General features: G+C 65.5%; 25 protein-coding genes and 1 tRNA gene. 7 read left to right on the top strand and 19 right to left on the bottom strand.

Annotated features, from left to right (window positions below; all coding sequences use genetic code 11):
- Window positions 1–164 precede the first annotated feature (164 nt).
- Window positions 165–1,994: an ABC transporter ATP-binding protein gene (locus RM96_RS05360; RefSeq protein WP_039008510.1), complete on the top strand. Its 1,830-nt coding sequence runs from the start codon at window positions 165–167 to the stop codon at window positions 1,992–1,994.
- A 4-nt stretch (window positions 1,995–1,998) separates the two neighbouring features.
- Here RM96_RS05360 and RM96_RS05355 read toward each other — a convergent pair whose 3' ends face one another.
- From RM96_RS05355 to RM96_RS05335, 5 genes are all read right to left on the bottom strand, one after another.
- Window positions 1,999–2,529, bottom strand: a complete 531-nt coding sequence (locus RM96_RS05355; RefSeq protein WP_082016430.1) for a chromate transporter — start codon at window positions 2,527–2,529, stop codon at window positions 1,999–2,001.
- Window positions 2,526–3,098 carry a chromate transporter gene (locus tag RM96_RS05350; protein ID WP_039008507.1) on the bottom strand — a complete coding sequence of 191 codons (573 nt, stop codon included), beginning with the start codon at window positions 3,096–3,098 and terminating at the stop codon, window positions 2,526–2,528. The genes RM96_RS05355 and RM96_RS05350 overlap by 4 nt, the downstream gene beginning before the upstream one ends.
- Before the next feature lie 147 nt (window positions 3,099–3,245).
- Window positions 3,246–5,588: a DNA topoisomerase IV subunit A gene (gene parC, locus RM96_RS05345; RefSeq protein WP_039008505.1), complete on the bottom strand. Its 2,343-nt coding sequence runs from the start codon at window positions 5,586–5,588 to the stop codon at window positions 3,246–3,248.
- A 70-nt stretch (window positions 5,589–5,658) separates the two neighbouring features.
- Window positions 5,659–6,462: a lytic transglycosylase domain-containing protein gene (locus RM96_RS05340; RefSeq protein WP_039008503.1), complete on the bottom strand. Its 804-nt coding sequence runs from the start codon at window positions 6,460–6,462 to the stop codon at window positions 5,659–5,661.
- Between the two features lie 178 nt (window positions 6,463–6,640).
- On the bottom strand, window positions 6,641–8,632 hold the full coding sequence (locus RM96_RS05335) for a DNA topoisomerase IV subunit B (protein ID WP_039008501.1): 1,992 nt from the start codon (window positions 8,630–8,632) through the stop codon (window positions 6,641–6,643).
- Window positions 8,633–8,953: 321 nt separating this feature from the next.
- On the opposite strand from RM96_RS05335, the gene RM96_RS05330 reads away from it, so the two are divergent.
- A complete protein-coding gene (locus tag RM96_RS05330) occupies window positions 8,954–10,165 on the top strand; it encodes an MFS transporter (RefSeq protein WP_039008498.1) in 1,212 nt (403 codons plus the stop codon).
- Complete coding sequence (locus RM96_RS39265) at window positions 10,162–10,305, top strand: hypothetical protein (protein ID WP_193752401.1); 144 nt, start codon at window positions 10,162–10,164, stop codon at window positions 10,303–10,305. Before RM96_RS05330 ends, RM96_RS39265 begins: the two co-directional genes overlap by 4 nt.
- Before the next feature lie 21 nt (window positions 10,306–10,326).
- Here RM96_RS39265 and RM96_RS05325 read toward each other — a convergent pair whose 3' ends face one another.
- Window positions 10,327–12,255: an ATP-binding cassette domain-containing protein gene (locus RM96_RS05325; protein ID WP_039008496.1), complete on the bottom strand. Its 1,929-nt coding sequence runs from the start codon at window positions 12,253–12,255 to the stop codon at window positions 10,327–10,329.
- Window positions 12,256–12,748: 493 nt separating this feature from the next.
- Between RM96_RS05325 and RM96_RS05320 the strand changes: the two genes are divergently transcribed.
- Window positions 12,749–13,684, top strand: a complete 936-nt coding sequence (locus RM96_RS05320) for an amino acid ABC transporter substrate-binding protein (protein ID WP_039008494.1) — start codon at window positions 12,749–12,751, stop codon at window positions 13,682–13,684.
- Between the two features lie 203 nt (window positions 13,685–13,887).
- On the opposite strand, the gene RM96_RS05315 is transcribed toward RM96_RS05320, so the two are convergent.
- Window positions 13,888–14,355 carry a hypothetical protein gene (locus RM96_RS05315; RefSeq protein ID WP_063925971.1) on the bottom strand — a complete coding sequence of 156 codons (468 nt, stop codon included), beginning with the start codon at window positions 14,353–14,355 and terminating at the stop codon, window positions 13,888–13,890.
- A gap of 288 nt (window positions 14,356–14,643) precedes the next feature.
- On the opposite strand from RM96_RS05315, the gene RM96_RS05310 reads away from it, so the two are divergent.
- A complete protein-coding gene (locus RM96_RS05310) occupies window positions 14,644–14,976 on the top strand; it encodes a DMT family transporter (protein WP_039008491.1) in 333 nt (110 codons plus the stop codon).
- A 21-nt stretch (window positions 14,977–14,997) separates the two neighbouring features.
- Here RM96_RS05310 and RM96_RS05305 read toward each other — a convergent pair whose 3' ends face one another.
- The 10 genes from RM96_RS05305 to RM96_RS05270 form a co-directional block, all read right to left on the bottom strand.
- Window positions 14,998–15,237: a hypothetical protein gene (locus tag RM96_RS05305; RefSeq protein ID WP_039008490.1), complete on the bottom strand. Its 240-nt coding sequence runs from the start codon at window positions 15,235–15,237 to the stop codon at window positions 14,998–15,000.
- A 134-nt stretch (window positions 15,238–15,371) separates the two neighbouring features.
- Window positions 15,372–15,587: a hypothetical protein gene (locus RM96_RS05300; RefSeq protein WP_082016429.1), complete on the bottom strand. Its 216-nt coding sequence runs from the start codon at window positions 15,585–15,587 to the stop codon at window positions 15,372–15,374.
- 200 nt (window positions 15,588–15,787) lie between these two features.
- Entirely contained in the window at window positions 15,788–15,991 is a 204-nt protein-coding gene (locus tag RM96_RS05295) for a hypothetical protein (RefSeq protein WP_039008486.1), read from the bottom strand.
- Between the two features lie 87 nt (window positions 15,992–16,078).
- Window positions 16,079–16,804 (bottom strand): polysaccharide deacetylase family protein, encoded by a 726-nt coding sequence (locus RM96_RS05290; RefSeq protein ID WP_039008482.1) that lies wholly within the window; start codon window positions 16,802–16,804, stop codon window positions 16,079–16,081.
- The gene (locus RM96_RS05285) at window positions 16,786–17,979 is read right to left on the bottom strand and encodes a glycosyltransferase family 4 protein (protein WP_193752396.1); all 1,194 of its coding nucleotides are present in this window, start codon (window positions 17,977–17,979) and stop codon (window positions 16,786–16,788) included. Before RM96_RS05285 ends, RM96_RS05290 begins: the two co-directional genes overlap by 19 nt.
- Before the next feature lie 834 nt (window positions 17,980–18,813).
- A complete protein-coding gene (locus RM96_RS05280) occupies window positions 18,814–19,134 on the bottom strand; it encodes a hypothetical protein (RefSeq protein WP_238587103.1) in 321 nt (106 codons plus the stop codon).
- Between the two features lie 245 nt (window positions 19,135–19,379).
- Window positions 19,380–19,574: a DUF6538 domain-containing protein gene (locus tag RM96_RS40800; RefSeq protein WP_443112238.1), complete on the bottom strand. Its 195-nt coding sequence runs from the start codon at window positions 19,572–19,574 to the stop codon at window positions 19,380–19,382.
- A 104-nt stretch (window positions 19,575–19,678) separates the two neighbouring features.
- A tRNA-Arg gene (locus RM96_RS05275) sits at window positions 19,679–19,753 on the bottom strand.
- Between the two features lie 104 nt (window positions 19,754–19,857).
- Entirely contained in the window at window positions 19,858–20,046 is a 189-nt protein-coding gene (locus tag RM96_RS36785) for a hypothetical protein (protein WP_082016428.1), read from the bottom strand.
- 36 nt (window positions 20,047–20,082) lie between these two features.
- Entirely contained in the window at window positions 20,083–20,562 is a 480-nt protein-coding gene (locus RM96_RS05270; RefSeq protein WP_039008480.1) for a lecithin retinol acyltransferase family protein, read from the bottom strand.
- Window positions 20,563–21,025: 463 nt separating this feature from the next.
- On the opposite strand from RM96_RS05270, the gene RM96_RS05265 reads away from it, so the two are divergent.
- Both RM96_RS05265 and RM96_RS05260 read left to right on the top strand, forming a co-directional pair.
- A complete protein-coding gene (locus RM96_RS05265) occupies window positions 21,026–21,319 on the top strand; it encodes a hypothetical protein (protein ID WP_039008478.1) in 294 nt (97 codons plus the stop codon).
- A gap of 63 nt (window positions 21,320–21,382) precedes the next feature.
- Window positions 21,383–22,171 carry a PP2C family protein-serine/threonine phosphatase gene (locus RM96_RS05260; protein WP_039008476.1) on the top strand — a complete coding sequence of 263 codons (789 nt, stop codon included), beginning with the start codon at window positions 21,383–21,385 and terminating at the stop codon, window positions 22,169–22,171.
- 9 nt (window positions 22,172–22,180) lie between these two features.
- Here the strand turns inward: RM96_RS05260 and RM96_RS05255 are convergent, their stop codons facing one another.
- Complete coding sequence (locus RM96_RS05255; RefSeq protein ID WP_039008474.1) at window positions 22,181–23,497, bottom strand: sigma-54 interaction domain-containing protein; 1,317 nt, start codon at window positions 23,495–23,497, stop codon at window positions 22,181–22,183.
- A gap of 4 nt (window positions 23,498–23,501) precedes the next feature.
- A complete protein-coding gene (locus RM96_RS05250) occupies window positions 23,502–26,534 on the bottom strand; it encodes a peptidase domain-containing ABC transporter (RefSeq protein ID WP_082016432.1) in 3,033 nt (1,010 codons plus the stop codon).
- Between the last annotated feature and the right edge of the window lie 14 nt (window positions 26,535–26,548).

Genomic DNA, 26,548 nt, shown 5'->3' with positions numbered 1-26,548 from the left:
GGGTTCCAGCTCCGGCGGCGGGTAGCAAGACGGCAAACGGTAGTGGCCGCCGGCGGGGCCGTTTGCTTGCGCAGGGCGCGTATCATGGTGCGTCTGATCCGCCGCACGCGCGTTCCGGTTCCCACAAGGAAGCCAGAACACGCCGGGCACAACAGGAATCCGCCATGTTGCGTCGCCTGGAAAGACTGATCGACCCCTTCCGGGGCATGCCCGACCACGAGCCGCCCGGCCAGGTCTGGCGCTTCTACGCGTGGTACCTGCGCGAAGTCTGGGGCGTGTTCGCCCTGCTCTTGCTGGTGGGCCTGGTTGGCGCGCTGATCGAGGTGGCGCTGTTCAGCTTCCTCGGCCGGCTGGTCGACATGGCACAGACCACGCCGGGCGCGAAGTTCTTCAGCCGGCATCGCAACGAGCTGCTGTGGATGGCCGTGGTGGCGCTGCTGCTTCGCCCGATCTTCTTCGGCTTGCACGATGTGCTGGTGCACCAGGTCATCAACCCCGGCCTGGCCAACCTGATCCGCTGGCAGAACCACCGCTACGTGCTCAAGCAGAGCCTGCCGTTCTTCCAGAATGACTTTGCCGGGCGCATCGCGCAGCGCATCATGCAGACCGGCTTCTCGCTGCGCGATTCCGCCGTGCAGGCCGTGGATGCAATCTGGCACGTGGTGATCTACGCGATCAGCTCGCTGGTGCTGTTCGCGCAGGCCGACTGGCGGCTGATGATCCCGCTGCTGCTATGGATCGCCTGCTACGTGGCCGCCCTGCTCCACTTCGTGCCCCGCGTGAAGCAACGCTCGGTGGTGGCCACGGAATCGCGTTCCCGGCTGATGGGGCGCATCGTCGACGGCTACACCAATATCACCACGCTCAAGCTGTTCGCCCACACCCGGCACGAGGAAGACTACGCGCGCGACGCCATGGCCGAGCAGACCGAGAAGTCGCGGCTGGCCGGACGCATGATCAGCGGCATGGACATCACCATCACCGCCATGAACGGCGCGCTGATTGCCGGCACCACGGGGCTGGCCCTGTGGCTGTGGAGCGAGGGGCACGTCACCACCGGCGCGATTGCGCTCACCACCGGGCTGGTGATCCGCATCAACAATATGTCGGGCTGGATCATGTGGGTGGTCAACGGCATCTTCGAAAACGTCGGGCAGGTGCAGGACGGCATGAAGACGATTGCTGTGCCGCGCGTGGTGACCGACCGCGCTGATGCGAAACCGTTGCGCGTCACGCATGGCGAGGTCCGCTTCGAGCAGGTGGGCTTCCACTACGGCAAGGGCTCCGGCGTTATCGAAGGCGTGGAGCTGACCGTGCAGCCGGGCGAGAAGATCGGGCTGGTCGGTCCCTCGGGCGCGGGCAAGTCGACGCTGGTCAACCTGCTGCTGCGCCTCTACGACGTCGAACGCGGCCGCATCCAGATCGACGGCCAGGATATCGCCGGCGTCACGCAGGAAAGCCTGCGCGCCCAGATCGGCATGGTGACGCAGGACACCTCGCTGCTGCACCGCTCGATCCGCGATAACCTGCGCTACGGCAAGCCCGCCAGCACCGAGGCCGAACTGGCCGAAGCCCTGCACCGCGCGCGCGCCGACGAGTTCACGCCGCACCTGATCGATGCCCATGGCAACACCGGGCTGGACGCGCAGGTCGGCGAGCGCGGCGTGAAGCTGTCAGGCGGCCAGCGCCAGCGCATCGCCATCGCGCGCGTGCTGCTCAAGAACGCGCCGATCCTGATCCTGGACGAAGCGACCTCCGCGCTGGACTCCGAAGTGGAAGCGGCCATCCAGGAAAGCCTGGAGACCCTGATGCAGGGCAAGACGGTGATCGCCATCGCGCACCGGCTGTCGACGATTGCCCGCATGGACCGGCTGGTGGTGCTGGGCAACGGCCACATCGTGGAGAGCGGCACCCATGCGCAATTGCTGGCGCATGGCGGGCTGTATGCGCGGCTGTGGGCGCACCAGACCGGCGGCTTCGTCGGCGTCGACTGAATGGCTAGATAAGCCCCAGCAGGCCGGCTGCGCCGCCCAAGGCCACCAGCACCAGCGGATGCAGCCGTGTCTTCAGCATCAGCAGCACCGTCAGCGCGGTCACCGCCATGGCGGACCAGTGATGATCGACGCTGCGGGCCAGCACCCAGCCCGAGGAAAACACCAGCCCGATCGTCAGCGCGGCGAGTCCGCGCCGGATCAGGCCGGGCCAGCTCGCGTGCGGCGAGCGTCCCGAGAAATACTCAAAACCGAGCGCGATCAGGCTGGACGGGCCGCACATGCCGAGCATGGCCGCCAGCGACCCGGCAAACCCCGCCACCTGCCAGCCGAACAGCGAGACAAACAGCACGTTGGGTCCCGGCGCAGCCTGCGAGATCGCATACATGGCCGAGAATTGCGCATCGGTCAGCCAGCCGTTGGCCTCGACCAGGTAGCGATGCATGTCCGGCAGCGTCGAGCTCGCGCCGCCGATGGCCAGCAGCGACAGTGCGCTGAAATGAGCCAGCAGGCTGGCGAGGAGTTCCCCCGTGCTCATGCCTGCGCTCCCCGGCCCGCCAGCCATTCCCACACCAGCGCCAGTGGCACCAGTACTGCCATCACCGTCACCAGCGGCCAGCGCAGCAGGCCGATCGCGACGAAGGCCGCGCCGCCGATCAGCAGTGCGCGTGCCGTCAAGGACAGGCTGCGCGCCAGCCGGAAACCGGTGGCCAGCATCAGCCCGGCGGAAACGGCCGTCATGCCCCTCAGCATGCTCTGCACGGCCGCGACATCCTGATAGTGCTGGTATAGCAGCAGCAGGCCCAGCACCAGTGCCATCGGCACCATGACCAGCCCCGAGAACGCCGCCAGCGCGCCACGAAAGCCGGCAAAGCGCAGCCCCAGCATCAGCGCCAGGTTGATGACATTGGGGCCGGGCAGCACCTGCCCCAGGCTGAGCAATTCGACGAAGTCACGGTCGTCGAGCCAGCGGTTGCGCTCGACCACCGCGCGCCGCACGAAGGGCAGCACGCCGCCGAAGCCGGACAGGCCCATGCGGGCGAATTCGATGAAGAGCTGGCGGGGGCCGGGTGGGGGCGCCAGTTCGGAGAGCGGGGGGAGGGACATGCGGGATGAAGCGAGCGCTTCTTGGTTTTTGTTGTTTTGGGCTGGCGCCTTTCCATTACGGCGGGAACCGCAGGCATGGCACCTGCCAATTGTTTGCTCCCTCTCCCGCAAGCGGGAGAGGGAGCAAACCGAGCCGGCTTCGAGAGGTTAGTTGCCGTTCGCCGGCGGGTCGATCCTGACCGGATCGATGCGCGGTTCCTTGAGCTTCGCCTCGATCGCACGGCCCTTGCGCGCCCGCTTGCCCACGTATGGCAGCAACGACTGCCCGGCCAGCTTCTGCGACGACGGCTTGCCGCCTCGGCCCGCGCCCGACAGCACCAGCCCCGGCGCGCCGACGGCAATCGCCTGCTGCAGCTTTTCCTTCGGCTCCAGCTCCATCAGGATCACGCCGCGGCCACCGGCCGACAGCACCTTGACTTCATCGAGCGCCACCAGCAGCAGGCGGCCGTTGCCGGACAGGCAGGCCACGTGCGTGGCCTCGTCGCCGATCGGCGCGGGCGTGAGCGGTGCGTCGCCCTCGTCCAGCGTCAGGAAGGACTTGCCGCCCTTCTGCCGGCCGATCATGTCGCCCACCTTGGTCAGGAAGCCATTGCCGCCCGCGGTGGCAATCAGCATGCGCTGCTCGGCACTGCCCGCGAAGGTATGCGCGATCTGGCTGCCAGGCTGCAGCTCGATCAGCGTGGTGAGCGGCACGCCATCGCCGCGGCCGCCCGGCAGCGCTGCGACCGGCACCGAATAGACACGTCCGTTGGTGCCGAATGCCAGCAGCACATCGATCGTGCGGCACTCGAAGGTGTCGTAGAGCGCGTCACCGGCCTTGAAGGTGAACTGCTGCGCGTCGTGGCCATGGCCCTGGCGCGTGCGCACCCAGCCCTTCTGCGACACCACCACGGTCACCGGCTCGTCGATCACGCGCACTTCGGCGGCGGCGCGGCGCTCTTCCTGGATCAGCGTGCGGCGCGGATCCTTGTCTTCCGGGCTGAATTGCTTCGCATCGGTCTCGATTTCCTTGATGATGCGACGGCGCATCACGGTCTCTGACTTCAGCAGCACATCCAGGTCGGCCTGCTCTTCGCGCAACTCCTTCAGTTCCTTCTCGATGCGGATGGCTTCGAGGCGCGCCAGCTGGCGCAGCCGGATTTCAAGGATGTCCTCGGCCTGGCGGTCGCTGAGGCCGAACGCCTCGATCAGCGCAGGCTTGGGCTCGTCGCTCTCGCGGATGATGCGGATCACCTCGTCGATATTGAGCAGCACCAGCATCCGGCCTTCGAGAATATGGATGCGGTCCTCGACCTTGCCAAGGCGATGGCGGGTGCGACGGGTGACGGTGTCGAAGCGGAACGCAATCCACTCGCGCAGGATCTCGGCCAGGCCCTTCTGGCGTGGACGCCCGTCGGTGCCGATCATCACCAGGTTGACCGATGCGCCCGATTCCAGGCTGGTATGCGCCAGCAGCGTGTGGGTGAACTCCTGCTGGCTGATGTTCTTGCTCTTGGGCTCGAACACCAGCCGCACCGGCGCATCCTTGCCCGATTCGTCGCGCACCGCGTCGAGCACCGCCAGCATGCTGGCCTTGAGCTGTGTCTGCTCGGGCGTAAGCGCCTTCTTGCCGGTGCGGATCTTCGGGTTAGTGATTTCCTCGATCTCTTCCAGCACCTTCTGCGCCGAAGTGCTCGGCGGCAGCTCGGTCACCACCAGTTGCCACTGGCCGCGCGCCATCTCTTCGATGGTCCAGCGCGCGCGCACCTTCAGGCTGCCGCGGCCGGATTCGTAGATCTGGGCGATATCCGCCGCCGGCGAAATGATCTGGCCGCCGCCGGGATAGTCCGGTCCCGGCATCAGCGCCAGCAGTTCGGCCAGTGTGATGTTCGGGTTGCGGATCATCGCCACCGTGGCCGCGGCCACTTCGCGCAGGTTGTGCGGCGGCACTTCGGTCGCCATGCCCACGGCAATGCCTGAGGCGCCGTTGAGCAGCACGAACGGCAGCCGCGCCGGCAGCAGCTTCGGCTCTTCCATCGAGCCGTCGTAGTTGGGGATGAAATCGACCGTGCCCTGGTCGATCTCGTCGAGCAGCAGGCGCGAGATCGGCGTGAGGCGCGCTTCGGTGTAGCGCATTGCCGCCGCGCCGTCGCCGTCGCGCGAGCCGAAGTTGCCCTGGCCGTCGATCAGCGGGTAGCGCAGCGAGAAGTCCTGCGCCAGGCGCACCAGCGCGTCGTACGCGGACTGGTCGCCGTGCGGGTGGAACTTGCCCAGCACGTCGCCGACCACGCGGGCCGACTTGACCGGCTTGGCGTCGGCGCGCAGGCCCATCTCGTGCATGGCGAACAGGATGCGCCGCTGCACCGGTTTCTGGCCGTCGGCCACCTCGGGCAGCGCGCGGCCCTTGACCACGCTGACCGCGTAGTCCAGGTAGGCACGCTCGGCGTAGCGCGCCAGCGTCAGCGAATCCGCCGGCTCTTCAGGTTGAAACTGGATGTCTGTTTGTTCCATGGATTGGCAAGAAGACGGCGCGCCGCGAAGAGAAGCCGGCGCGCCGGGTTACTTGATATTCGGAAAAGCTTCAGGGCATGTTGCGGCGACCACCGATCACCATCTTCACACGCGGTCCTCCGCCAGCCGCGCTGGTCCGCATCGCCACCACGCCATCGGGCTTGTAGAGGCGATAGAACTGCAGGACCGTGCTCACGTACTGCTGTGTCTCGGGAAACGGCGGAATCCGGTTGTTGTAGCGCTGCACCGCGCCCTCGCCCGCGTTGTAGGCGGCCAGCACCAGCTCGAGGTTGTCGGGGAACAGCTCCATCAGCCAGCGCAGGTAGCGTACGCCCGTCGCGATATTGGTGCGCGGGTCGGCCAGCTTCTGTTCGACCGTGCGCCGCGCGTCGGCGCTCACGCCGAATCGCGCGCCGGTATCGGGAATCACCTGCATCAGCCCGATGGCGCCCTTGGGCGACACCGCGCCGGGATTGAAGCCCGACTCCACCGCCATCACCGCCTTCACCAGCGCGGGATCGACATCCTGCTTGCCGGCGATCTGCCGGATCATCGGCTCGACGGTCTTGATATTGGGGTGATTGACGATGTAGCGGTACAGCTTGTGCTGTTCGAGATCGATGTCGCCGGCACCGGCCGCAGTGCCGCTGCTGCCGCGCCGCCCGGGCATCCGCTCGCTGTCCAGGCTGCCGCCGTCCTTCATGAACAGCTTGTAGCGCTCGTCCAGCTTCTGGTCGGCAAAGTGCGCCACGCCGTCGGCGTCGATATAGCCGTAGAGCGCGGCGTGAGCCGCCGGCGCACAGGCGAGACCGGCCAGCATCAGGACGGCCGCAGCCGCCTTTTGCCATGGTTTGCCGGTGGATCTCGTCTTCATCGTGCGTTCCGGGATGCGGCCGGCGCTTCAGCGCGGCGGCAATTGTGCTTAGAAAGCGGCCAGATGCGGGGCAAAAGTGCCGGAGAATACCGACCGGCCGCCATGCCGGCTGCCGGTGGAAGCGGGCATTATCCCCCAATCCCGGGCAGGTGACATGAGGCCGGAGCGGCCCGCCGGATCAGATATCCGCCTCGACCTCGTTGCCCTTTTCCTCGAGCCAGCTGCGGCGCTGGGCTGCCTCGCCCTTGCCCATCAGCATGTTCATCATCTCGACGGTCTGCGGCAGGTCGAACTCGCCCAGCGCCACGGGCAGCAAGCGGCGTGTGTCCGGATTCATGGTGGTTTCCCACAACTGCTCGGCGCTCATCTCGCCCAGGCCCTTGAAGCGGGAAATCTGCCAGGTGCCTTCCTTGACGCCGTCCTTCATCAGCTTGTCCTGGATCGCCACCAGCTCGCCGTCGTCCAGCGCGTACAGCTTCTGCGCGGGCTTCTTTCCGCGCGCGGGCGCATCGACGCGGAACAGCGGCGGGCGCGCCACGCAGACGTTGCCGGCATCGATCAGCCTCGGAAAGTGGCGGAAGAACAGCGTCAGCAGCAGCACCTGGATGTGCGCGCCGTCCACGTCCGCGTCGGACAGGATGCAGATCTTGCCGTAGCGCAGGTTGGACAGGTCGGGCTCGTCGTTCGGACCGTGCGGGTCCACGCCGATCGCCACCGCGATATCGTGGACTTCGTTATTGGCAAACAGGCGGTCGCGCTCGGTTTCCCAGGTGTTCAGCACCTTGCCGCGCAGCGGCAGGATGGCCTGGAACTCCTTGTCGCGCCCCATCTTGGCCGAGCCGCCGGCGGAGTCGCCCTCGACCAGGAAGATCTCGTTGCGCGTCACGTCGGTGGACTCGCAGTCGGTCAGCTTGCCGGGCAGCACCGCCACGCCGGAGCCCTTCTTCTTCTCGACCTTCTGCGCCGCGCGTGTGCGCGCCTGGGCCTGGCGGATCACCAGCTCGGCCAGCTTCTTGCCGTACTCCACATGGTGGTTCAGCCACAGCTCCAGCGCCGGACGGCTGAAGGTGGAGACCAGGCGCACCGCGTCGCGGCTGTTCAGGCGTTCCTTGATCTGGCCCTGGAACTGCGGGTCGAGCACCTTGGCCGACAGCACGAACGAAGCGCGCGCGAACACGTCTTCGCTCATCAGCTTGACGCCCTTGGGCTGCAGCGCGTGCATCTCGATAAAGCTCTTGACCGCCTGGAACAGGCCTTCGCGCAGGCCGGATTCATGCGTGCCGCCTGCGGGCGTGGGAATCAGGTTGACGTAGGACTCGCGCACCGGCGCGCCGTCTTCGGTCCAGGCCACCACCCACGAGGCGCCTTCGCCGTCGGCAAAGCCTTCCTCGCCGGGGTTGGCGTCGGGGTCGGCAAAATGCTCGCCCTCGAACATCGGGATCACCAGCTCGGCGCCGCTGCCTTGCGCCAGCGCCTCGACCAGGTAGCCCTTCAGGCCCTGGTCGTACTGCCAGGTCTGGCTTTCGCCGGTCTTCTCGATCACCAGCGTGACCTTCACGCCCGGCAGCAACACAGCCTTGCTGCGCAAGAGACGCTGCAGCTCGGCCTGCGGAATCGCCGCCGAATCGAAATACTTCGCGTCCGGCCACACCTGCACGCGCGTGCCGCTCTTCTTCTCGCCGCGCTCCAGCTTGCGCGAGGTGAGCGGCTCGGTGACGTCGCCGCCGGAAAAGGTCAGCGTGGAGGCCATGCCTTCGCGCCAGACCCTGACGTCGAGCCGCGTCGACAGTGCGTTGGTCACCGACACGCCGACGCCATGCAGCCCGCCCGAGAAGGCATAGGCGCCGCCCTTGCCCTTGTCGAACTTACCGCCCGCGTGCAGCCGGGTGAAGACGATCTCGACCACGGGCACGCCCTCTTCCGGATGGATGCCGACCGGAATGCCGCGGCCGTCATCCTCCACGCTGACGCTGCCGTCGCGGTGCAGAGTGACCAGGATCTCGGAGCCGAAGCCGCCCAGGGCTTCGTCGGAGGCATTGTCGATCACCTCCTGCACGATATGCAGGGGGTTGTCGGTACGGGTGTACATGCCGGGCCGCTGCTTGACCGGCTCCAGGCCCTTCAGGACCCGGATGGAAGATTCGCTGTACTGACTGGTTTTGCTCGCCATGGAGTCGCTACGAAAGTGGAGGTCTCGGCCATCCGCGGGCGGAAAATGTGCACGCGCCGGGGTGCCGGGCACTGCATTGTAATGGAAGCGCGTGACTGTCCCCGTGGGGAAAGGAAGCGTTGCAAAAACGCAGCTTTGCCGGCCGTCCGGGTCTTTTTGCCGCCCGTCCCGGGGCGCGGCGGCGTCATACGCGTTCGCGCCAGCCGGGGTAAACTCGCGCGACCGGCTCCGGCAATCCGCCGTCCGGGACGGAAAGAACAACAAAGACAAAACCGGCGGCGACGCCCTACCCGGGCCACGCGGCCTCGCACCGAGCCCGACATGAAGAACCGACAACTCTCCCTGACCACCGTCCTTGTGTGCGGCGGCCTGCTCGTCACCCTTTCCATGGGTATCCGGCACGGTTTCGGCCTGTTCAACCTGCCGATCACCCAGACCCATGGCTGGAACCGCGAGACCTTCGCCTTCGCGCTGGCGCTGCAGAACCTGATGTGGGGCGCCAGCCAGCCGTTTGCCGGCGCGCTGGCCGACAAATACGGCGCGCTGCGGATCATGCTGATCGGCGTGGCGCTCTACGTGGGCGGCCTGGTCGTGATGGCACTGGCCACCAGCGGCACCGCCTTCGCCACCGGCGCCGGCGTGATGATCGGCATCGCCCAGTCCGGCACCACCTACAGCATTGTCTACGGCGTGATCGGCCGCGTGGCCAGCCCCGAGAAGCGGGTGTGGGCCATGGGCATCGCCGCGGCGGCGGGCTCGTTCGGGCAATTCCTGATGATTCCGGTGGAACAGGGCCTGATCTCCGGACTGGGCTGGCAGAACGCGCTGTACGTGATGGCGCTGATGGCATGCGTGATGCTGCCGCTGGCGCTGACGCTGCGTGAGCCGGAACAGGTGGCGCACGCGGGCGGCCACCACCAGACCATCGGCCAGGCCATCCACGAAGCCTTCGGCAACCGCAACTTCCAGCTGCTCACGCTGGGCTACTTCGTCTGCGGCTTCCAGGTCGTCTTCATCGGCGTGCACCTGGCGCCGTACCTGAAGGACAAGGGCCTGACCGACCCGAAGGTGGCCGTGGTGGCGCTGGCGCTGATCGGCCTGTTCAACGTGTTCGGCACCTACACCGCAGGCGCCATCGGCCAGCGCATGCCCAAGCGCTATCTGCTGTCGTTCATCTACGTGGCACGCTCGGTGGTGATCGCCGGCTACCTGCTGCTGCCGCTGACGGTAGCCAGCACCTGGGTGTTCGCGGCGCTGATGGGATTCCTGTGGCTGTCCACCGTGCCGCTGACCAACGGCATCATCGCCCAGGTATTTGGCGTGAAGTATCTGTCGATGCTGTCCGGCGTGGTGTTCTTCTCGCACCAGATTGGCAGCTTCCTCGGCGCGTGGCTGGGCGGGTTCCTGTATGACCGCACGGGCGGCTACACCACGGTGTGGCTGCTCGCGATCGCACTGGGCGTGCTGGCGGCGCTGGTGAACCTGCCAATCCGTGAGCAGGCGCTCGCGCGGCCGCAGCCGGTGGCGGCGTGATGCTGGCAGCGCGGCACCGCGTTGCGCGCGCGGCCGGGCTGGCAGCCCTGGCCGCGGCGCTGGCTCTTGGCTTCGTGGGCTATCTGAGGCCGGGCTTCATTGTTGACCTGACCAATATGGTGCTGGCCTGGTGCGGATAGGCCGCGGGTGGGCCAGGCGCCTCAGGCCCCCTCGCCCTTCGTCTTCGCTTCCAGCACTTCCCACCGCTCCAGCGCCTCCAGCAATTCCATCTCGATCTCGTCGTGACGAGTGGCAAGCTGCGCTGCCTTGCCGGCATCGCTGACGTAGAGCGAGCCATCCTCCAGCTGCTCGGTAATCGCCTTCTGCTCGGTTTCGAGCGCGTTGATCCGCTCCGGCAGCCCGTCCAGCTCGCGCTGTTCCTTATACGATAGCTTGACCGTCCGGTTGGCGCCGCGCGCGTCGCGCGAATCCTTCCCCCTGGCTGCCTCGGCCGCCTTCTGCTCTGGCTTGCGCGCCGCCTGCAGCGCTGCGCTGCGGGCCGACTGCTCTACCCAGTCGGAATACCCGCCCACCGACTCGCGCCACAGCCCATCGCCTTCCGCCGCGATGGTCGAGGTCACCACGTTGTCCAGGAACGCCCGGTCGTGGGAGACCAGGAACACCGTGCCGCTGTAGTCCTGCAGCAGCTCTTCCAGCAGTTCCAGCGTGTCGATATCGAGGTCATTGGTCGGCTCGTCCAGCACCAGCACGTTGGCCGGCCGCGCGAACAGCCTTGCCAGCAGCAGGCGGTTGCGCTCGCCGCCGGACAGCGACTTGACCGGCGAACGGGCGCGCTCGGGCGCAAACAGGAAGTCGCCCAGGTAGCTCATCACGTGCTTGCGCTGCCCGTTGACTTCGACCCAGTCGCTGCCCGGACTGATGGTATCTGCCAGCGATTTTTCCATGTCGAGCGCGGTGCGCATCTGGTCGAAGTACGCCACCTGCAGGTTGCTGCCATTGCGCACGGTGCCGCTATCGGGCGGCAGTTCGCCCAGGATCAGGCGCAGCAGCGTGGTCTTGCCGGCGCCGTTGGGGCCGATCAGGCCGACCTTGTCGCCGCGCATGATGGTGGCGGTGAAGTTGCGCACCACCACCTTGTCGCCATAGGCCTTGTTCACGTCGGTCAGCTCGGCCACGATCTTGCCGGAGCGGTCGGCCTGCGAGACTTCCAGCTTGACGTTGCCCTGCACATCGCGCCGCGCGGCACGCTCGGAGCGCATCGCCACCAGCCTTTGGATGCGCGCCACGCTGCGCGTACGGCGGGCTTCCACGCCCTTGCGGATCCAGACTTCCTCCTGTGCCAGCAGCTTGTCAAACTTGGCCTGCTCGACCTGTTCGGCCGCCAGCAGATCCACCTTACGCGTCTGGTAGGCGGCAAAGTTGCCCGGGAACGACACCAGCCGGCCGCGGTCCAGTTCGACGATGCGCGTCGCCACGCGGTCGAGGAAAGCACGGTCGTGGGTGATCAGCAGCACGCTGCCGCGGAAGCCGAGCAGCAGGTCTTCCAGCCAGCGGATGGCTTCCACGTCCAGATGGTTGGTGGGTTCGTCGAGCAGCAGGATGTCGGGCTCGGCCACCAGCCCCTGCGCCAGCGCCACGCGCTTCTGCAGGCCGCCGGACAGCGCATCCACGCGCACGTGCGGATCCAGCGCCAGGCGGGCCAGCGTGGTTTCCACGCGGGTGCGCAGTTGCCAGGCGCCGGCGGCGTCGAGCTCGGACTGCAGCCGATGGAGTTCGGCCAGTGCGGCATCGTCGTGGCTGTCAGCCAGGCGTTCCGCGGCTGCTTCATAGCGCATCAGCAGGTCGTGCGCGGTGCCCATGCCTTGCGAGACGGCATCGAACACCGTGATGCCCGGCTCGAACTGCGGCTCTTGGGGCACATAGGCCGAGGTCACGCCGCTCTGGCGCGCGATCAGCCCGTCATCCGGCGCGGCCAGCCCTGCCACGATCTTGAGCAACGACGACTTGCCCGAGCCGTTACGCCCGATCAGGCCGACGCGTTCGCCGGCTTCGAGCGAAAAATCGGTGTGGTCGAGCAAGGCCACGTGCCCGAAGGCAAGCTGGGCATCGGAAATGGAAAACAGGGCCATGGGAGCGGGTCCAGCGGGAAATAGGAGAACAAGCGGGAATCTTGCGGCAGCGGCGGCGGAGCGTTGCCGGCGCGCGGGTAGGCGGCATTGTAGACGACTGGCGCCGGCGGGCGCCCTTCCGCGGCCGCGCCAAAAAAAGAAGGGCCCGCGCATTGCGGGCCCAAGAGTCTCTCCTCGGTGCCCTGCTCGCAAGGCACGGGACCAAGCATAGCAATCGCGGTCACCGCGCTCCAGTTCGGAAATATCCGTAAGGGAAAGTCCGGTCAACGCCAGTGCGCCGGCACCGTTGCTCGCCGAGTACGCCACCAGCGCGCCAGTTGTCGGCAGCCAGTCTGCCGTGGAACAATGGCCCTCGTCATCAGGGCCCAATTCATTGTGCAATGGGTTCTCAGGGGTGCAGCACAGCAACGACAAGCCAGAGCCGGCTCCGACCCGGCCAGAGACGGCAGCGAGCCGCAGCTTCTTTTCAGTCATTTCTGCACGGGGGGGTTTCATGATCAATCCGGGTCTGCCGCGCCTGGCTTCCTACCGGAAGCTGGCGCCTGTCTTCATTTCCGTTGCCTGCGCCAGCCTGCTGGCGGTTTCTCCCAACATGGCCGGCGCGGCCAATGCGCCTGTGCTCCAGCATATCCAGCAGAGCGGCGCGATCCGCATCGCCCATCGAGAGAGTTCGGTGCCGTTCTCATTCGTGGCCGATGGCAAGCCGGTCGGCTATGCCGTGGATCTCTGCCTGAAGGTGGCGGATGCCGTGCGCACCGCGCTGAAGATGCCGTCGCTCAGGGTCGAATGGGTGCCGGTCACGCCGGCCAACCGCATCCCGGCCATCGTCGAGGGCAAGGCCGACCTGGAATGCGGCTCGACCACCAACAACCGCGAGCGGCGCGAACAGGTGGCCTTCACCATCCCCCACTACATCGCCGGCAGCCGGATGATCGTCAAGACCGGCTCGCACATCGCGAAATGGTCGGACCTGCGCGGCAAGACCGTGGTGTCCACCACCGGCACCACGCCGCTGGCGATGCTGCGCAAGATGGACGAGTCCGGCGTGATGCAGCTGCGCGTGATCGAGGCCAAGGACCACGCCCAGGCCTTCGCCATGGTGGAAGCCGGCAAGGCCGACGCCTTCGTGATGGACGACGTGCTGCTCTACGGCCTGCGCGCCAACGCCAGCAACCCGGCCGACTTCACCGTCACCGGCGACCTGCTGACCATCGAGCCGTACGCCATCATGCTCTCGAAGCGGGACGAGGAATTCAAAAGGCTGGTCGACAAGACGCTTGTCGCGGCCATCTATGACCAGGACACCCAGAAGCTGTACAAGAAATGGTTCCAGTCGCCGATCCCGCCGCACGGCATCAAGCTCGACATCCCCATGAGCTACCTCCTGCGCGATTCCTTCAAGTTCCCGAGCGACAAGGTGGCGGACTGATGCAGCCAGCCCCCGGGGAGTCCCCGGGGCGGCGTTGGTGACGGCGTGGCACTCGTGCGAAGATGGCGGCCGTGCCGAGTAGGTCCCATCCCGCCGCCCCGCAATGGTGGCCGTGGCCATGCAGACCCCGGCCGAGCGCGAAGCCGCGCTGCAGCATGCTGGCGCTGTACGTGCTGCGCCTGCGACAAGTTGCCTGAGACGAGCTAGAGCAGCAGGAACCCGATATCCGCCGCGCTGATCTGGCCGACCGGTACGCCCTTGCGGCGCTGGAACAGGATGTGGTGCAGGACCTTGTCGCGATGCTCGGCAAAGACGGCCGGCTCGAAGCGCAGCGCCGCCATCGCATAGTGCTCCGCCAGCAGCTTGTAGACCCGATGGCGCACCAGCAGCATCTCGTTATCGGTCTGCAGGCGGCTCAGTTGCCCGGCATTGTCGTCCTCCAGCTGGCGCATGCCCACCACCACCCGGGCATGCATGCCACGGTAGCGGTCGATTTCCGCATGCGCCTTGCGCAATTCCTCGCGCAGGGCGCGGACCTCCTGCACCAGCTTCAGGTTGCTCTGCACGCCACGCTGGATGCGGCTGGCCTCCTCGAGTGCATAATCCGCCGCAGCGATGGTGTTCTGCCAGACGCCACTCTCATCCGCCTCCTCGCCAACGACCAAAGGCAAGGTCGGCCATGCCGTTGCCCCGTCACTCCCATTATTGCTATTCAAACCGCTCCCCTTGACACCCAAATCCTGCCACCGGTCCTGTTATTTCTTGCCGGTTGGTCAGATTGCTACCGCGACTGCCTGGCAATCCCGTCGGATTGCATGCGCGCTGCGCATAACATGCATTCAAACCCTCAAATGCATTCGGCACAACCACCGCAAGGGAGGGCGCGGCATTGGCGCAACAGAGGCATGTGCGCCTAAGATGCCGACTCCAACTGCACCAGACACCATTGCGCCTCACCTATGAACGGCTATCTCCTGCTCACTCTCGCCATCGTCGCCGAAGTCATCGCAACCAGCAGCCTGAAGGCCTCCCAGGGCTTCACCAGGCTGCTGCCGAGCCTGCTGGTGGCTGGCGGCTACGTCGTCGCCTTCTACCTGCTGATGCTTGTCATGAAGACCGTCCCGGTCGGCGTGGCCTATGCCATCTGGAGCGGCGCCGGCATCGTGCTGGTCACGCTGATCGCCATGGTGCTGTACCGGCAGATCCCGGATCTGGCGGCATGCCTGGGGATCGGGCTGATTATTGCGGGGGTGGGGGTGATCCAGCTGTTCTCAAAGACCAGCGGGCACTGAGTCCGGGGCGGGAGCACCGCGCTACAGGCCCGTCTTCGTGTTCTCGACACACGCCCTGGCATAGGCCACGGCCTCGCGCATTGCCTCGTCACGGCTGGCAAACCGATCCCTGATCTTGTGCCTCAGGCCGGGAACAAATTCGTTGGTATGGTCGATCTTCCGCTCGAACAGCACGGATGCCTCCCATTTTCCGTCCTTCGCCTCCCAGACTGAGCAGTGGCAGAAATACTCCCCTTCTTCAACGAAAACGTGACTGGACATGGCTGCCTCCGGCTGTTTCAGGGAAGCGTAGCAGGTGGCAAAGCACGCGGGCACATCAGTCCAACGCCAGGGATGGACCCACACCCTTCAAGGGCGCGAGGCATAGTCGGCCAATGTACACACGTTGGCGCGGCTTAGTAGCGCATCCCCCGATCCCTGTCTCCACCGTAGTCCCGATGTTCGCCCCGGTCGCGATCGCCACGATCGTGATCGTGATCCCGGTCGTGATCCCCCCGGCCATCTCCGCCGTAATACCCGCCACCGCCTCGGTGCTCGTCACCATAGGGCGCCACAACGCAACCGCTGAGCAATGCAACGGAAGCGGCGAGCAGCACAAGAATGGGCTTCATAAGTCTCTCCTGCTCCACCTTTCGGCTTGTTTCAGCATATGCGTCGGGTTGCCAGCCGGATGTAGGAGATGTGTTCTCCGGCAACAGGGATTTCTCCTACAACGAGGCGCGCACATGAGCGGCGGCGATGAGCGTGCCTGGCATGGCGCCGGCGCGCGGGAGGCGATTCCCCGAGTGTGGGCGGAAGAACTCCGGAGGCTTCAGCCGTGATCGTCAACCCAGGCTTTCGCCCATGCGATCCCGGCTGCCGCAGCGCGCTCAAACGAGGGGTAGTAGCCCAGGGGATCCGAGCCTTCCACAGGGTGCCCGTCCTTTTCGACTGCACCGGATGCCTCGAAGGATCCGTCGCCAAGCTGCTTGGCAAAGCCGCGGACGGTGTAGCCCTGGTAGCTTTCGATTGTCATGACGACCTCCGGTCTAGGCGGGAAATCGTAGCATGGAGTACCGGCCACCCAGACATTCGATGGAGAGGTACTTAAGGAAACCCGAGGTCAATAGCCCCGCCGCTTGTCCTCATGCCGCGTCAGGCATTTCTGCAGGAAGCGCAAAAGGTTGGTACCGCAGTGCACGTTGACGCGGGGCAGGCCAAAGGCGTTGTCATCGGCGCGCGCCAGCCCGCGCTGCGTCAGCGTGGCATTGTCGTAGCCGGCCTCGCGCACCATTTCCCGGTGCGCCGACTGCTGTTCGCCGTAGGGGTAGCAAAACGCCGTGACCGGCATAGCCACCAAGTCCTCCAGGGCTGCCTTGGAGGCTTCAATCTGCCGGCGGGCTTCAGCCGGCGGCAATGCCGGCAGGTGTACGTGGTCGACCGTATGGGCGCCGACTTCATTGCCGAGGCGCGCCCATTCCCGCACCTCTTCGCCGTTCATCAGCGGAGCAGGCAGTACGCCATGGCTGGCGTCCCAGACATTGCTGCCGCCGATCTGGCCGGACACAAAGTAATTGGTGGCACTGAAGCCGAACTCCGCAAGGACGGGCAGCGCATACCGGTGGACATTGCGGAAGCCGTCGTCAAACGTAATCCCGAACACTTTGCCGGTAGCCTTGCCCCGGATATAGGGCATGAGCTCGCGCATCGACAGGCCGCGATAGCCCAGCCGGCGCATCCAGGCGATCTGCTGGCGGAACTGCGCAGGGCTGACGGTCAGGCCACGTAACGGCGTGCCATGGGGCGGCACGATATCAATCTGGTGATAGGTCAGGATCGGGATCGACATGGCGTGGGAAGTTCGTGACTGGCCGGGCACTGGGTCAGCGCAGCTTGCCGGGGTTTAGACGGCACCCCCGCTTCGAGGGCTGCCTGGTACACGGCGAGTGTGCCGGCGACGAAGGTATCCAGGCCAAAGTGCGCCCGACTCTTTGACAGGGCAGCCCCTCCCATCTCGGCCAGCCGATCGGGCGCGGACAGGATTTGCTCCAGCCGGGCCCGTAGTGCCGCGATGTTGGCACACGGCACCACCCAGCCGTCCAGCCCGTCGGTCACGTTCTCCGGCAGGCCGCCGGCATCGGAAACCAGTACAGGCAGGCCCATTGCCATGGCTTCGCGGCAGGCAAACGACAAAGTCTCGCGCCGCGACAGCACAAAGGCGGCGTGCCCTGCCATCAGCGTGGAACGGACATCGTCCAGCAAGCCGGTGAAAACGACCTGGTCGGTGAGCCCCAGTGACGCGACCCTGCGGGTCATGCTCGGCAAGGGCGCTTCGCCAGCCAGGATTACGCGGGTTCGGCTCCGCAAGTGGGCGGGCAATTGTGCAACGGCTTCGACCAGGTCGGTCCAGCCCTTCTCGTACTTGGTCCCCGCAGTGCTGACGAAGACCGCGCATGCCTCCCCGGCCCCGAAGTATCGCGCCCGCAGCGCATCGGCCTCAGCCGGCGCCGGCGGTGCAAAGTGATCGATGTCGATGCCGTGGCTTACGGTAGTGACCGGCACACGGCGGTACGGGGACGCGTGCAGCTTCCGGGCGACATAGTCGCTGACCGCAATCACATGATGGGTACCAAGCCAAGCGCGCAGCCAGTTGCCGACACTGTTGCTGCGGTGATCGTTGTGCTTCGTATAGACAATGCGCGGCCGGTGCAGGGCAACCAGCCGCACGAGCATGACCAGCTTATGATCAGCTGAACCGTTGACATGGATGATGTCGAAACGCCCAAGGCTGATGAGCCGCCAGAGCGTCCACAACTCGCGCAGCCAGCACAGGCCCCGCGGCGCAAAGTCAACCGCCGCCACTTTGACGCCTGCGCGGCCGCTGGCGAGCCGGAACAGACGGCTAGTCCGTGGAGTAGCCACGGTCACTTCATGCCATTGCACCAGCCCGGCCAGCAGGTTGATCACATACGTATCGTGTCCTCCACCGTTGCCACGATGGAAGTTCGTGAACAGCACTCGCAATTTCTCCTCCACCGCCAGCATTTCTCGCGTTGCCGGACTAGCTTTCAATCATTACATAAAATTACAGCCCCACCCATTGGGGCTCGCCCGAGCATCCCGCTTGGCGGCCCGCCTTGGTCAACTTTGTCGGCTTTCTCGCGCGGAAATAGCGAAAACGACCAGTGGGGGACGCAATTACACCGCCCGAAGAAGGGCACGCTACTGCCGTATCGTACCCGGCGGACCCGTGCCACCGCTGTAAGATTCCGTAACGTGTTAAGAATAACTCGAGCCGAGCCGCGAGAGAAGGCCGAGGTTTGGAGTGCCATGTTGGACAGCGGGACTCTCTGGATTGTGCTTAGCGAGCACATTGGCCGATGACAGGCGCTTGCGGGTGGCTGCCAGCCCCCGCCCGTCGCGCGGGTTAGCTCTGTTGCGTTGCAAGCAGTTCTACCCCGCCAGATTTCCAGATGAAACTTGGCCAGTGACTGTCAGCGTTGGGGATCAGCATAGTGAGAAATTGGCCCCGCCCGGCCAGTTGCGCCATAGGCAGGCCACAGCCAATGCCGGCTCGTTGGGAGAGGGACCTGGTCCCGCCGACAGGCACCCATGGTTCCTTCCTGGCGGGAGGCCGTGGTACTAAATAGCAAGTGTGGCAAGACATTTGAGGTTAGCGCCCGCTGACTTTTAGGGCTTCAGCAAAGTCCCGTTGGTACAGCAATTGGCCTCCTGTTGGTACACCGGCCCCTGTGGTCGAATCTGAACAGGCGCGAGCCGAGGACTAACCCGGATGACTTCTGCGTCGGGCTCCCCTCGAGTGGGGCGTTCAAATTGCCCCAGCCCGAGAGCCAGCGGTCAGGCGACACACTTGAACTTGACCTCGGCCTCCTGAGGCGTCCAGCCGCGAACCCCAGCCGTACCGATGTCCCCCACAAGCTCCATAGCCTTGCCCTGCTTCTGGCAGTAGTCGTTGGCTTTCGTCACTGCCATGGCCTTGACTTCGTTCCAAGAGGTCATTCCTCCTCTAACGTGACTCGCAACCATGTAGGTGCCGTTGCCCCAAGGGGTCACGTCCGATACCGATGCGCAGCCAGCCAAAGACACCACCGCAAAGCCCAGCCATAAGCCCTTTTTCATCTTCTTCCCCCGTTTGAATTTACCCGTGGCCGAGATCATACATGGTCACATGAAGCCAAACCTCAGGGGAGAACCGCGCCTCCATGGGTGACCTGTTGGTGATCTCTGCCCCCCCCTGTTCTGCGGAAAGGCCCCCGGGTGGGTGGCAGGGGGTACCTTGCCGCTCCCGTTTCAAATTTCTCTGGCGGCGATCTCAGTCACACAAGGCCGAACAACAACACCGCAGTCGAGGCTTTACCGGCTTTTTTGAAGTGAGGGTGAGTGTGGCAGGGAGGGGGTACTTGTCAGAACTGGAGGGGCAGACGAGCAGCGAGCCTCAGATCGCGGGTCTTCAGACTGAACTGAATCGAAGTCTTGCCTACCACGGAGACAAGGTCCTTGGGGACGCCTCGATTGAACCAGTACGGCCCTGTCGGCGAACGTTTCTTCAGATGGCTCACTGTGACTACTACGGTGCTACTCAGGCGAAAGAAGGTCATTTTGGTACACCGATTGGTACACTGCTTGGTACACCACGGAGACCTTGATAAACCTTGAATGCCTTACCCAGTAAGGCTTTGCGGGTATTTCAGGCGGCGAAAACTGGTCCCGCCGACAGGAATCGAACCTGTATCTAGCGCTTAGGAGGCGCTCGTTCTATCCATTGAACTACGGCGAGGGACAGAGCTGTCAGGACCGGGAACCGCGGGCGCGGTGATCCTGAAGACGGGGCGGAGTATATCAAAAACCTCCCCTGCCCGGCTCGCCGCCGGGGAATTTGGATCAACAGCGGCGGCGTTCTCCGCCCTGGCGTCCTTCGGAAGCCGTGCGTGCCGGACGCGCCACATTGCGCGGGATACGGCGGCCGGCGCGGTGGCGGCCACGGGCGCTGGAGGCCGGCGCCACGCAACGGCGGTGGCAGGCTCGGCCGCACAGGCTGCAACGTTGTTCCCAGTCGATCAGTCCGGACATGGCAGGCTCCTTGGTATTTGTGGCAGGCCGCGGCACTCAGGCCGCGCGCAGGCTGAGTTGCAGGCCGACGCCGTGCGCTTGCAGGAAGACGCCGAGCAGCAGCGCGACGGTGTGCAGGGCAACGCCGGGATGACGCAGGCAGGTTTCCACTTGTTCGCTGCGGCTTTTGCCCGACAGGCACCACGAGCAGAAGTGCTCGCAGTTGTTGGTAAGCAGGTGGTATGCGTTTTCGCCGAGGCGGGAACGGGCACGGCGGACGGCTTCCGGGCCGACGAAGCGGGCGCAGGGTTCGTTGCGGATGGCGATGCGGTAGCCGCCCGCAAAGTCTTCCAGCGAGGTTTCCTCGACCGGGGCAGCGTGCAGCGAGCGGGCGAAGCCGGCATAGTGGATGACGCGGCCTTCGCCGGCGTAGATGCCATGGTGAACGTAGCCGTGGCGTTCGGTCACCAGGTGGGCGCCCAGCGGCAGATCGTCGGCAATCCGGCTGTCGCGCGCTTGTTGATCCTGGTGGTTCATGGCTGGCCTCTGATCTGTCTGGTTGCTGCAGGCATTCCTGCGTCGTTGCAGGCAAACCGCATCAACCATGCCAGCGACCACCGCTGACGGCGGGACAAGGGTCTCCGGGAAAAATGGCGATTCCGGCCGGACTCAACTGTCGTAGGCGGGCCAACACAGGAATGGTGGTTCTGTTGGCTGGCCACTGCCAGTTGGTCAGTTGCAGGGATTTCTCAGGCTGCGGGCAGTGCGGGCGTCCGACGCTGCCCTGGATGGTGGTCGATGCCCACCACCTTTCTGCCAGGTGTGTCGGCCGGACACCAACGCTGGCGGCGCTGCGCCATATGAATCCCCGGTGCCATTCCGCCCGCAAACGGCGCCAGCCCGCCAGATCCGGTCCGGCCCCAGATGCCCGCCTTGGGATGGCACGCGCCTTGCTCATCTCAGGCACGGCGCACCGCGCCTCGAGATACGGAGACCGATCATGGCCACCCTGGCAATCAAGGACCTCAACACCCACCGCGACCTGGACAGGCGCGCCATGGGCCACATCCGTGGCGGTGGCGCCCCCTGGGTATTCGGCTGGATTCAGCCGTTCGTGCGGCCCACCAATTCGCCGGGTGCCGCGGTGATCAACTTTTACGAGATCAACAACAGCTTCTATGCTGATCAGATGAACAACCAGTTCCAGAACATCGACGTCCGCAATAACGCGCCCAACTCGAATATCAACGTGCGGGTTGACCAGGGTGCAAGGAACGACGGCCGGCTGATCTGACCGTTGTGCCGCCGTGGCGCGAGCTGGCGCGCCACCTCAACCCTGCGCAGACTGGAGAATATCTTGACCTGCGTATCGCAATTCCGCTGGACCTCCGCCGCCTGCACCGACGTCGGGCTGGTCCGGGAGCGCAATGAAGACGCCTGCCTCGACCTGCCCGGCCAGGGCATCTGGGCGGTGGCCGACGGCATGGGCGGGCACGCTGTCGGCGATTTTGCCAGCCAGGCCGTGGTCCAGGCCCTGGCCGCCATGCCACCGCAGTCCTTGCTGGAAGCGCTGCTGCACGAAACGCGCGCGGCCATGCAGGATGTCAACCGCGCCCTGATCGACGAAGCCGCGCGCATGCGGGTAGGCTGCATCGGCAGCACGGTGGTCATGCTGATGGCCGGCGACCGGCGCTGCGGCTGCCTGTGGGCCGGCGACAGCCGGCTCTACCTGATGCGCGACGGACAGCTCAAACAGCTCACGCGCGACCACAATCAGGTTCAGCGCCTGCTCGCCCGCGGCCTGATCACGGCCGAGGAAGCGCGCCACCATCCGGCCCACAACACCATCACGCGCGCGGTCGGCGCGGCCGACACGCTGGCGATGGAGCAGGTGATGGTCAACGTGGACGACGCCGACGTATTCCTGCTGTGCAGCGACGGGCTCAGCAATGAAGTGGACGATGACGCCATCGCCGCCACGCTTGGCGGCGTCCGCACCGGCAGCGACGTCGCGGAGGCCGCGCGGTTGCTCGTGGAGCAGGCACTGGACGCAGGCGGGCACGACAACGTTTCGGTCGTCGTCATTCGCGCCGAGGACCTCTACGGTACGGACAAGACGCTGGTGAATCCGGAACTCGATTCGTAAGACCCGCGGCTACACCTTCCCGCCTTCGGCTTGCCGGTTGCCCCTGAAGTCCTTGGAATGGATGCCATGCTTCTTGAGCAGCATCTGCAGGTGCGAGCGGTTCATGTCGAAGCGCCGCGCCAGTTCGGCGACAGTGCCCCCCACCTCCTGCAGGCCGCGCTCGAGGAAGGCGCGCTCGGCCTCGTCGCTGGCCGCGCGCTTGGCTTCGCTGAGCGACGTGGCGATCACCGCTTCGGGCACTGCCTGCGCACCGGACGCTACCACCAATAGCCCGGTCGGCTTGGGCCGGATGTCCTGCGGCAGGTGGATGACATCAGCGGTATCGCCCGCCAGGCACGAGATCCGGTACATCAGGTTGCGCAGCTCGCGGATATTGCCCGGGTAGTCGTAGTGCATCAGGAAGTCGCGCAGCCGCGGCGTCAGTTTCACCGGCCGCCGCTTGAGCATGCCCGCGGCCTCGTCACTGAAGTAGGACACCAGCAGCGAGATCTCGTCGCGCCGCTCCCGCAGCGCTGGCAGGCTGACGTGGATGACGCTGAGGCGGTAGAACAGGTCTTCGCGGAAGGTGCCGGCCTGGCTCATGCGGCGCAGGTCCTTGTTGGTGGCGGCGACGATGCGCGCATCCACCGAAATGGCCTCGTCCGATCCCACCCGCTGGATCTCGTGCGCCTCCAGCACGCGCAGCAGCTTGACCTGCCCCGTCAATGGCAGCTCGCCGATCTCGTCGAGAAAGATGGTGCCGGTATGCGCGCTCTCGAACTTCCCGCGCCGGTCATTGCTGGCACCGGTGAAGGCGCCTTTCTTGTGGCCGAACAGTTCGGACTCGAGCAGGCTGTCGGGAATCGCGCCGCAGTTGACGGAGATGAACGGCTTGTCGGTGCGCGAGCCGTTGGCGTGGATGACCTTGGCCATCAGCTCCTTGCCGGTGCCGCTCTCGCCGTCGATCAGCACCGGCAGGTCGGTGGGCGCCGCCTTCTCGGCGATCTCCAGCGCTTCGAGCAGCTTCGGGTTGTCGCCAAAGGTGCCTTCGAATATAAAGCTGCGTTCCATCAGCGCCTGCCGCCGTTCGCGCGGCAGGCGTTCGACCTCCTCCTGCGGCGCGGGCTCGGCCGTGGCCGCCTGCACAAAGCGCTCCTTGTGCGACAGGCCCATCACCTCGTCGCGCAGCGTGGTGGCCTGCTTGAGCAGCTTCTCGATCTCGGGCCGGTCGAGCTTGGAGGACCAGCGTAGCGTCGAGCGCAGGATCTCGATCTTCTCGATCAGCCCGGCAAAGGAAACCGGCGACGTGACATTGGCGGGAGTGGCGCCCTGGTTATATAGCTTCATGGCTTCATGCCGCACTCAGTTGCTTCTGCACCAGCTGGAAGTACATGCCCTTGCGTTCGAGCAGTTCCTCATGGCGGCCCTGCTCGACAATCGCGCCCTCGTATAGCACCAGTATCTTGTCGGCCTGCATGATGGTGCTGAGCCGGTGCGCGATGATGACCGCGGTGCGCCCGCGCAGGATCTCCTGCATGTTCGCCAGGATATTGCTCTCGGACTGCGTATCGAGCGCCGAGGTCGCCTCGTCGAACACCAGCAGCCGCGGGTCGTGGTACAGCGCGCGGGCGATGCAGAGCCGCTGGATCTGGCCGCCAGACAGGCCGATGCCGCGCTCGCCCACCACCTGCTCGTAGCCAAGCGGCAGCTTGCTGATAAAGGCGTGCGCGTCGGCCATCTTGGCCACTTCCTCGATGCGGCGGCGCTCCGGGCTGTCGTCGCCGCAGGCGATGTTCTCGGCGATGGTGCCGGAGAACAGCAGGTTGGACTGCATCACATAGCCCACCTGTGCACGGTAGAACTCGGTGTCGATCACGTTCAGGTCATAGCCGTCCACGGTCATCGATCCGTCTGTCGGCTTGTAGAAGCCCACCAGCAGCTTCGCCAGCGTGGTCTTGCCCGAGCCGCTGCGCCCGACGATCGCCACCATCTCGCCCGGCTTGATGCTGAAGCTGATGTTTTCCAGCACGTAGGGCGTGTCTTCGCCGCCGTAGCGGAAGTAGAGGCCATTCATGGCGATCTCGCCCTGCAGGTCGGGCAGCATCACACGCGACAGCACGTCCTGCGGCTTCTGCTCCGGCTCCAGGTCCAGCACGTCGCCCAGCCGCTCCATTGCCACGCCAGCGTCGTTGAGCTGGCTCCATAGCGCCACCAGCCCCATCAGGGGCGCCAGCACGCTGCCCATGAAGGCATTGAAGGCAATCAGCTGGCCGATGGTCAGCTCGCGCTCCAGCACCAGCGTGGCGCCCACCCAGAGCACGGCAATGGTGGTGGCGGCGTTGAGCAGCTGGCTGATCAGGCCCACCAGGATATGGAAGCCCTGCGCCTTGTATTGCCGGTCCAGCGCCTTGGCGTACTTGCGTTCCCAGCGCAGCCGCACCGGCCGCTCGATGCCCATGCCCTTCACGGTCTCGGCGCCGCCCAGTGTTTCCATCAGGTAGGCCTTGGCGTCGGTGGAAGTCGCGAATACCTCGCGCGCAAAGTTCTTGGCCCGCGGCGTCACGATCACGGTCAGCGCCGCGATCGGGATCACGAAGGCGATCAGCAGCAGCGTGAGCTTGATGTTGTAGAGAAACATGATGGTGAAGTAGATAAACACCATCAGCAGGTTCAGCGCCGTAGTCACCGTCGATTCGGTCAGGAAGGCGCGGATGGTCTGGTTCTCCTGGAAGCGCGCAAAGATATCGCCGGTCTTGCGCTTGGCAAAGAACGACAGCGGCAGCGACAGCGTGTGCTTGAAGAAGTGCGACATCATGGCGAAGTCCATGTTGCGCACCATGAAGTTGGCCAGGTAAGCGCGGATCGTGGACATCAGCTGCGAGAACACATTGGAGATGATCAGCCCCACGATCAGCAGGTGCAGCAGCCCCACGTTCTGGTGCACCACCACCCCGTCCAGGATGTTCTGGATGATCAGTGGCGGCACCACGCCCAGCATCTGGATCACGAACGTCGCCAGGAACAGGTGGGCCAGGATCTTCTTGTACGGCGCCAGGTAGCCGATAAAGCGCAGCCACGGCGAACGCGCCACCGACAGCTGCGTCATGCTGTCGCCGGCGGTGAACAGCAGGCAGGTGCCGCTCCAGCCGCGCTCGAATTCCTCCGCGCTCATCTTGCGGAAGCCGATGGCCGGGTCCGCCACCCAGACCCAGCGCGCCGACATCCCGTACACCACGATGTAGTGATAGCCCTCCCAGTGCACGATAAACGGCAGCTCGAAACCCATCAGCGAATCGCGCGTGCACTGCACGCCGCGCGTGGTGAAGCCCAGCGATTCGCCGGCGCGCGCCAGGCTGTCGAGCGTCGCGCCCTGCGTGGTCACGTTGGCCAGTTCGCGCAGCTTGCCCAGCGTCATCGGCACGCCGTAGTGCCGGCAGATCATCGCCAGGCAGGCGGCGCCGCAGTCCATCTCCTCGGCCTGCTCCACCAGCGCGAAGCGGCGGATCAGGCGTTCGCCGAACTCCGGCTTCGAGTGCAGGTCCAGCAGCACCGGGCGCTTGCGACGCTCGGCCAGCTTCTTCTGCCGGTGCAGCTCGCGGTCGATCACGCGGATGCGTTCCTCCAGCACCTCGCGCAGGCGCGGATTGCGCTCCAGGATAAGCTGGACCGTTTTCTCCGGGATCACCAGCAGGCGCGTGTCCGTCTCCGCAATCGCCGACGCGATCTGTTCCTGCCGCATCACGCAGGCGCGCTCGCCGAAGATGTCGCCCTGCCCCAGCGTGGCCAGCGGAAACTCGCTGCCTTCCTCGTTGCGCACGATGCGCACCGTTCCCTGGCGCACCACATACAGCCGCCGGTCCTCGCGCCCGTCCTGCCTGAGGATCTCCTTGCCGGCCGCTACGCGCTTGACGCCCACGCTGCGCACCGCGTCCTGCAGCTCGCTCTTGTCCAGCTTGCCGCGCAGGTCGAACAACCGCGCCACGAAACCGCCGGCGGAACTGATGGCGACGTAGCTGGTAATGAACGCCAGCGCGGCCGGGTTGCCCGCCACCACAGCTTCGCTGACGCTGCGCGGGATCATCAGCAATTCCGTCTTGCCCGACGCACGCACCGACGATTCATGCCGGTACTCGCGCAGCAGCGCGATGTCCGCGAAGACCTCGCCGGTCTTGCGCACGCCCATGCTGATTTCCTTGCCATGCTCCTCGTTGAAGACGCGCACCGAGCCCGACCTGACGATGAACAGCCCTGCGGCCGATTCGCCGGCATTGCATACCGTGTCGCCAAACGCGAACGTCTGCGACTGCGCTGCCGCGGCCAGCCGTTCGAGTTCCTCGCGTGTCAGCGGCGAGAGGATCTCGACCGTCGCCAGGAAGTCAGCCAGCGAGGCCGGCGGGG

The sequence above is a fragment of the Cupriavidus sp. IDO genome (genome assembly GCF_000812465.1).
Classification (GTDB): Bacteria; Pseudomonadota; Gammaproteobacteria; order Burkholderiales; family Burkholderiaceae; genus Cupriavidus.
This window is presented reverse-complemented; position numbering and strand designations above follow the sequence as displayed.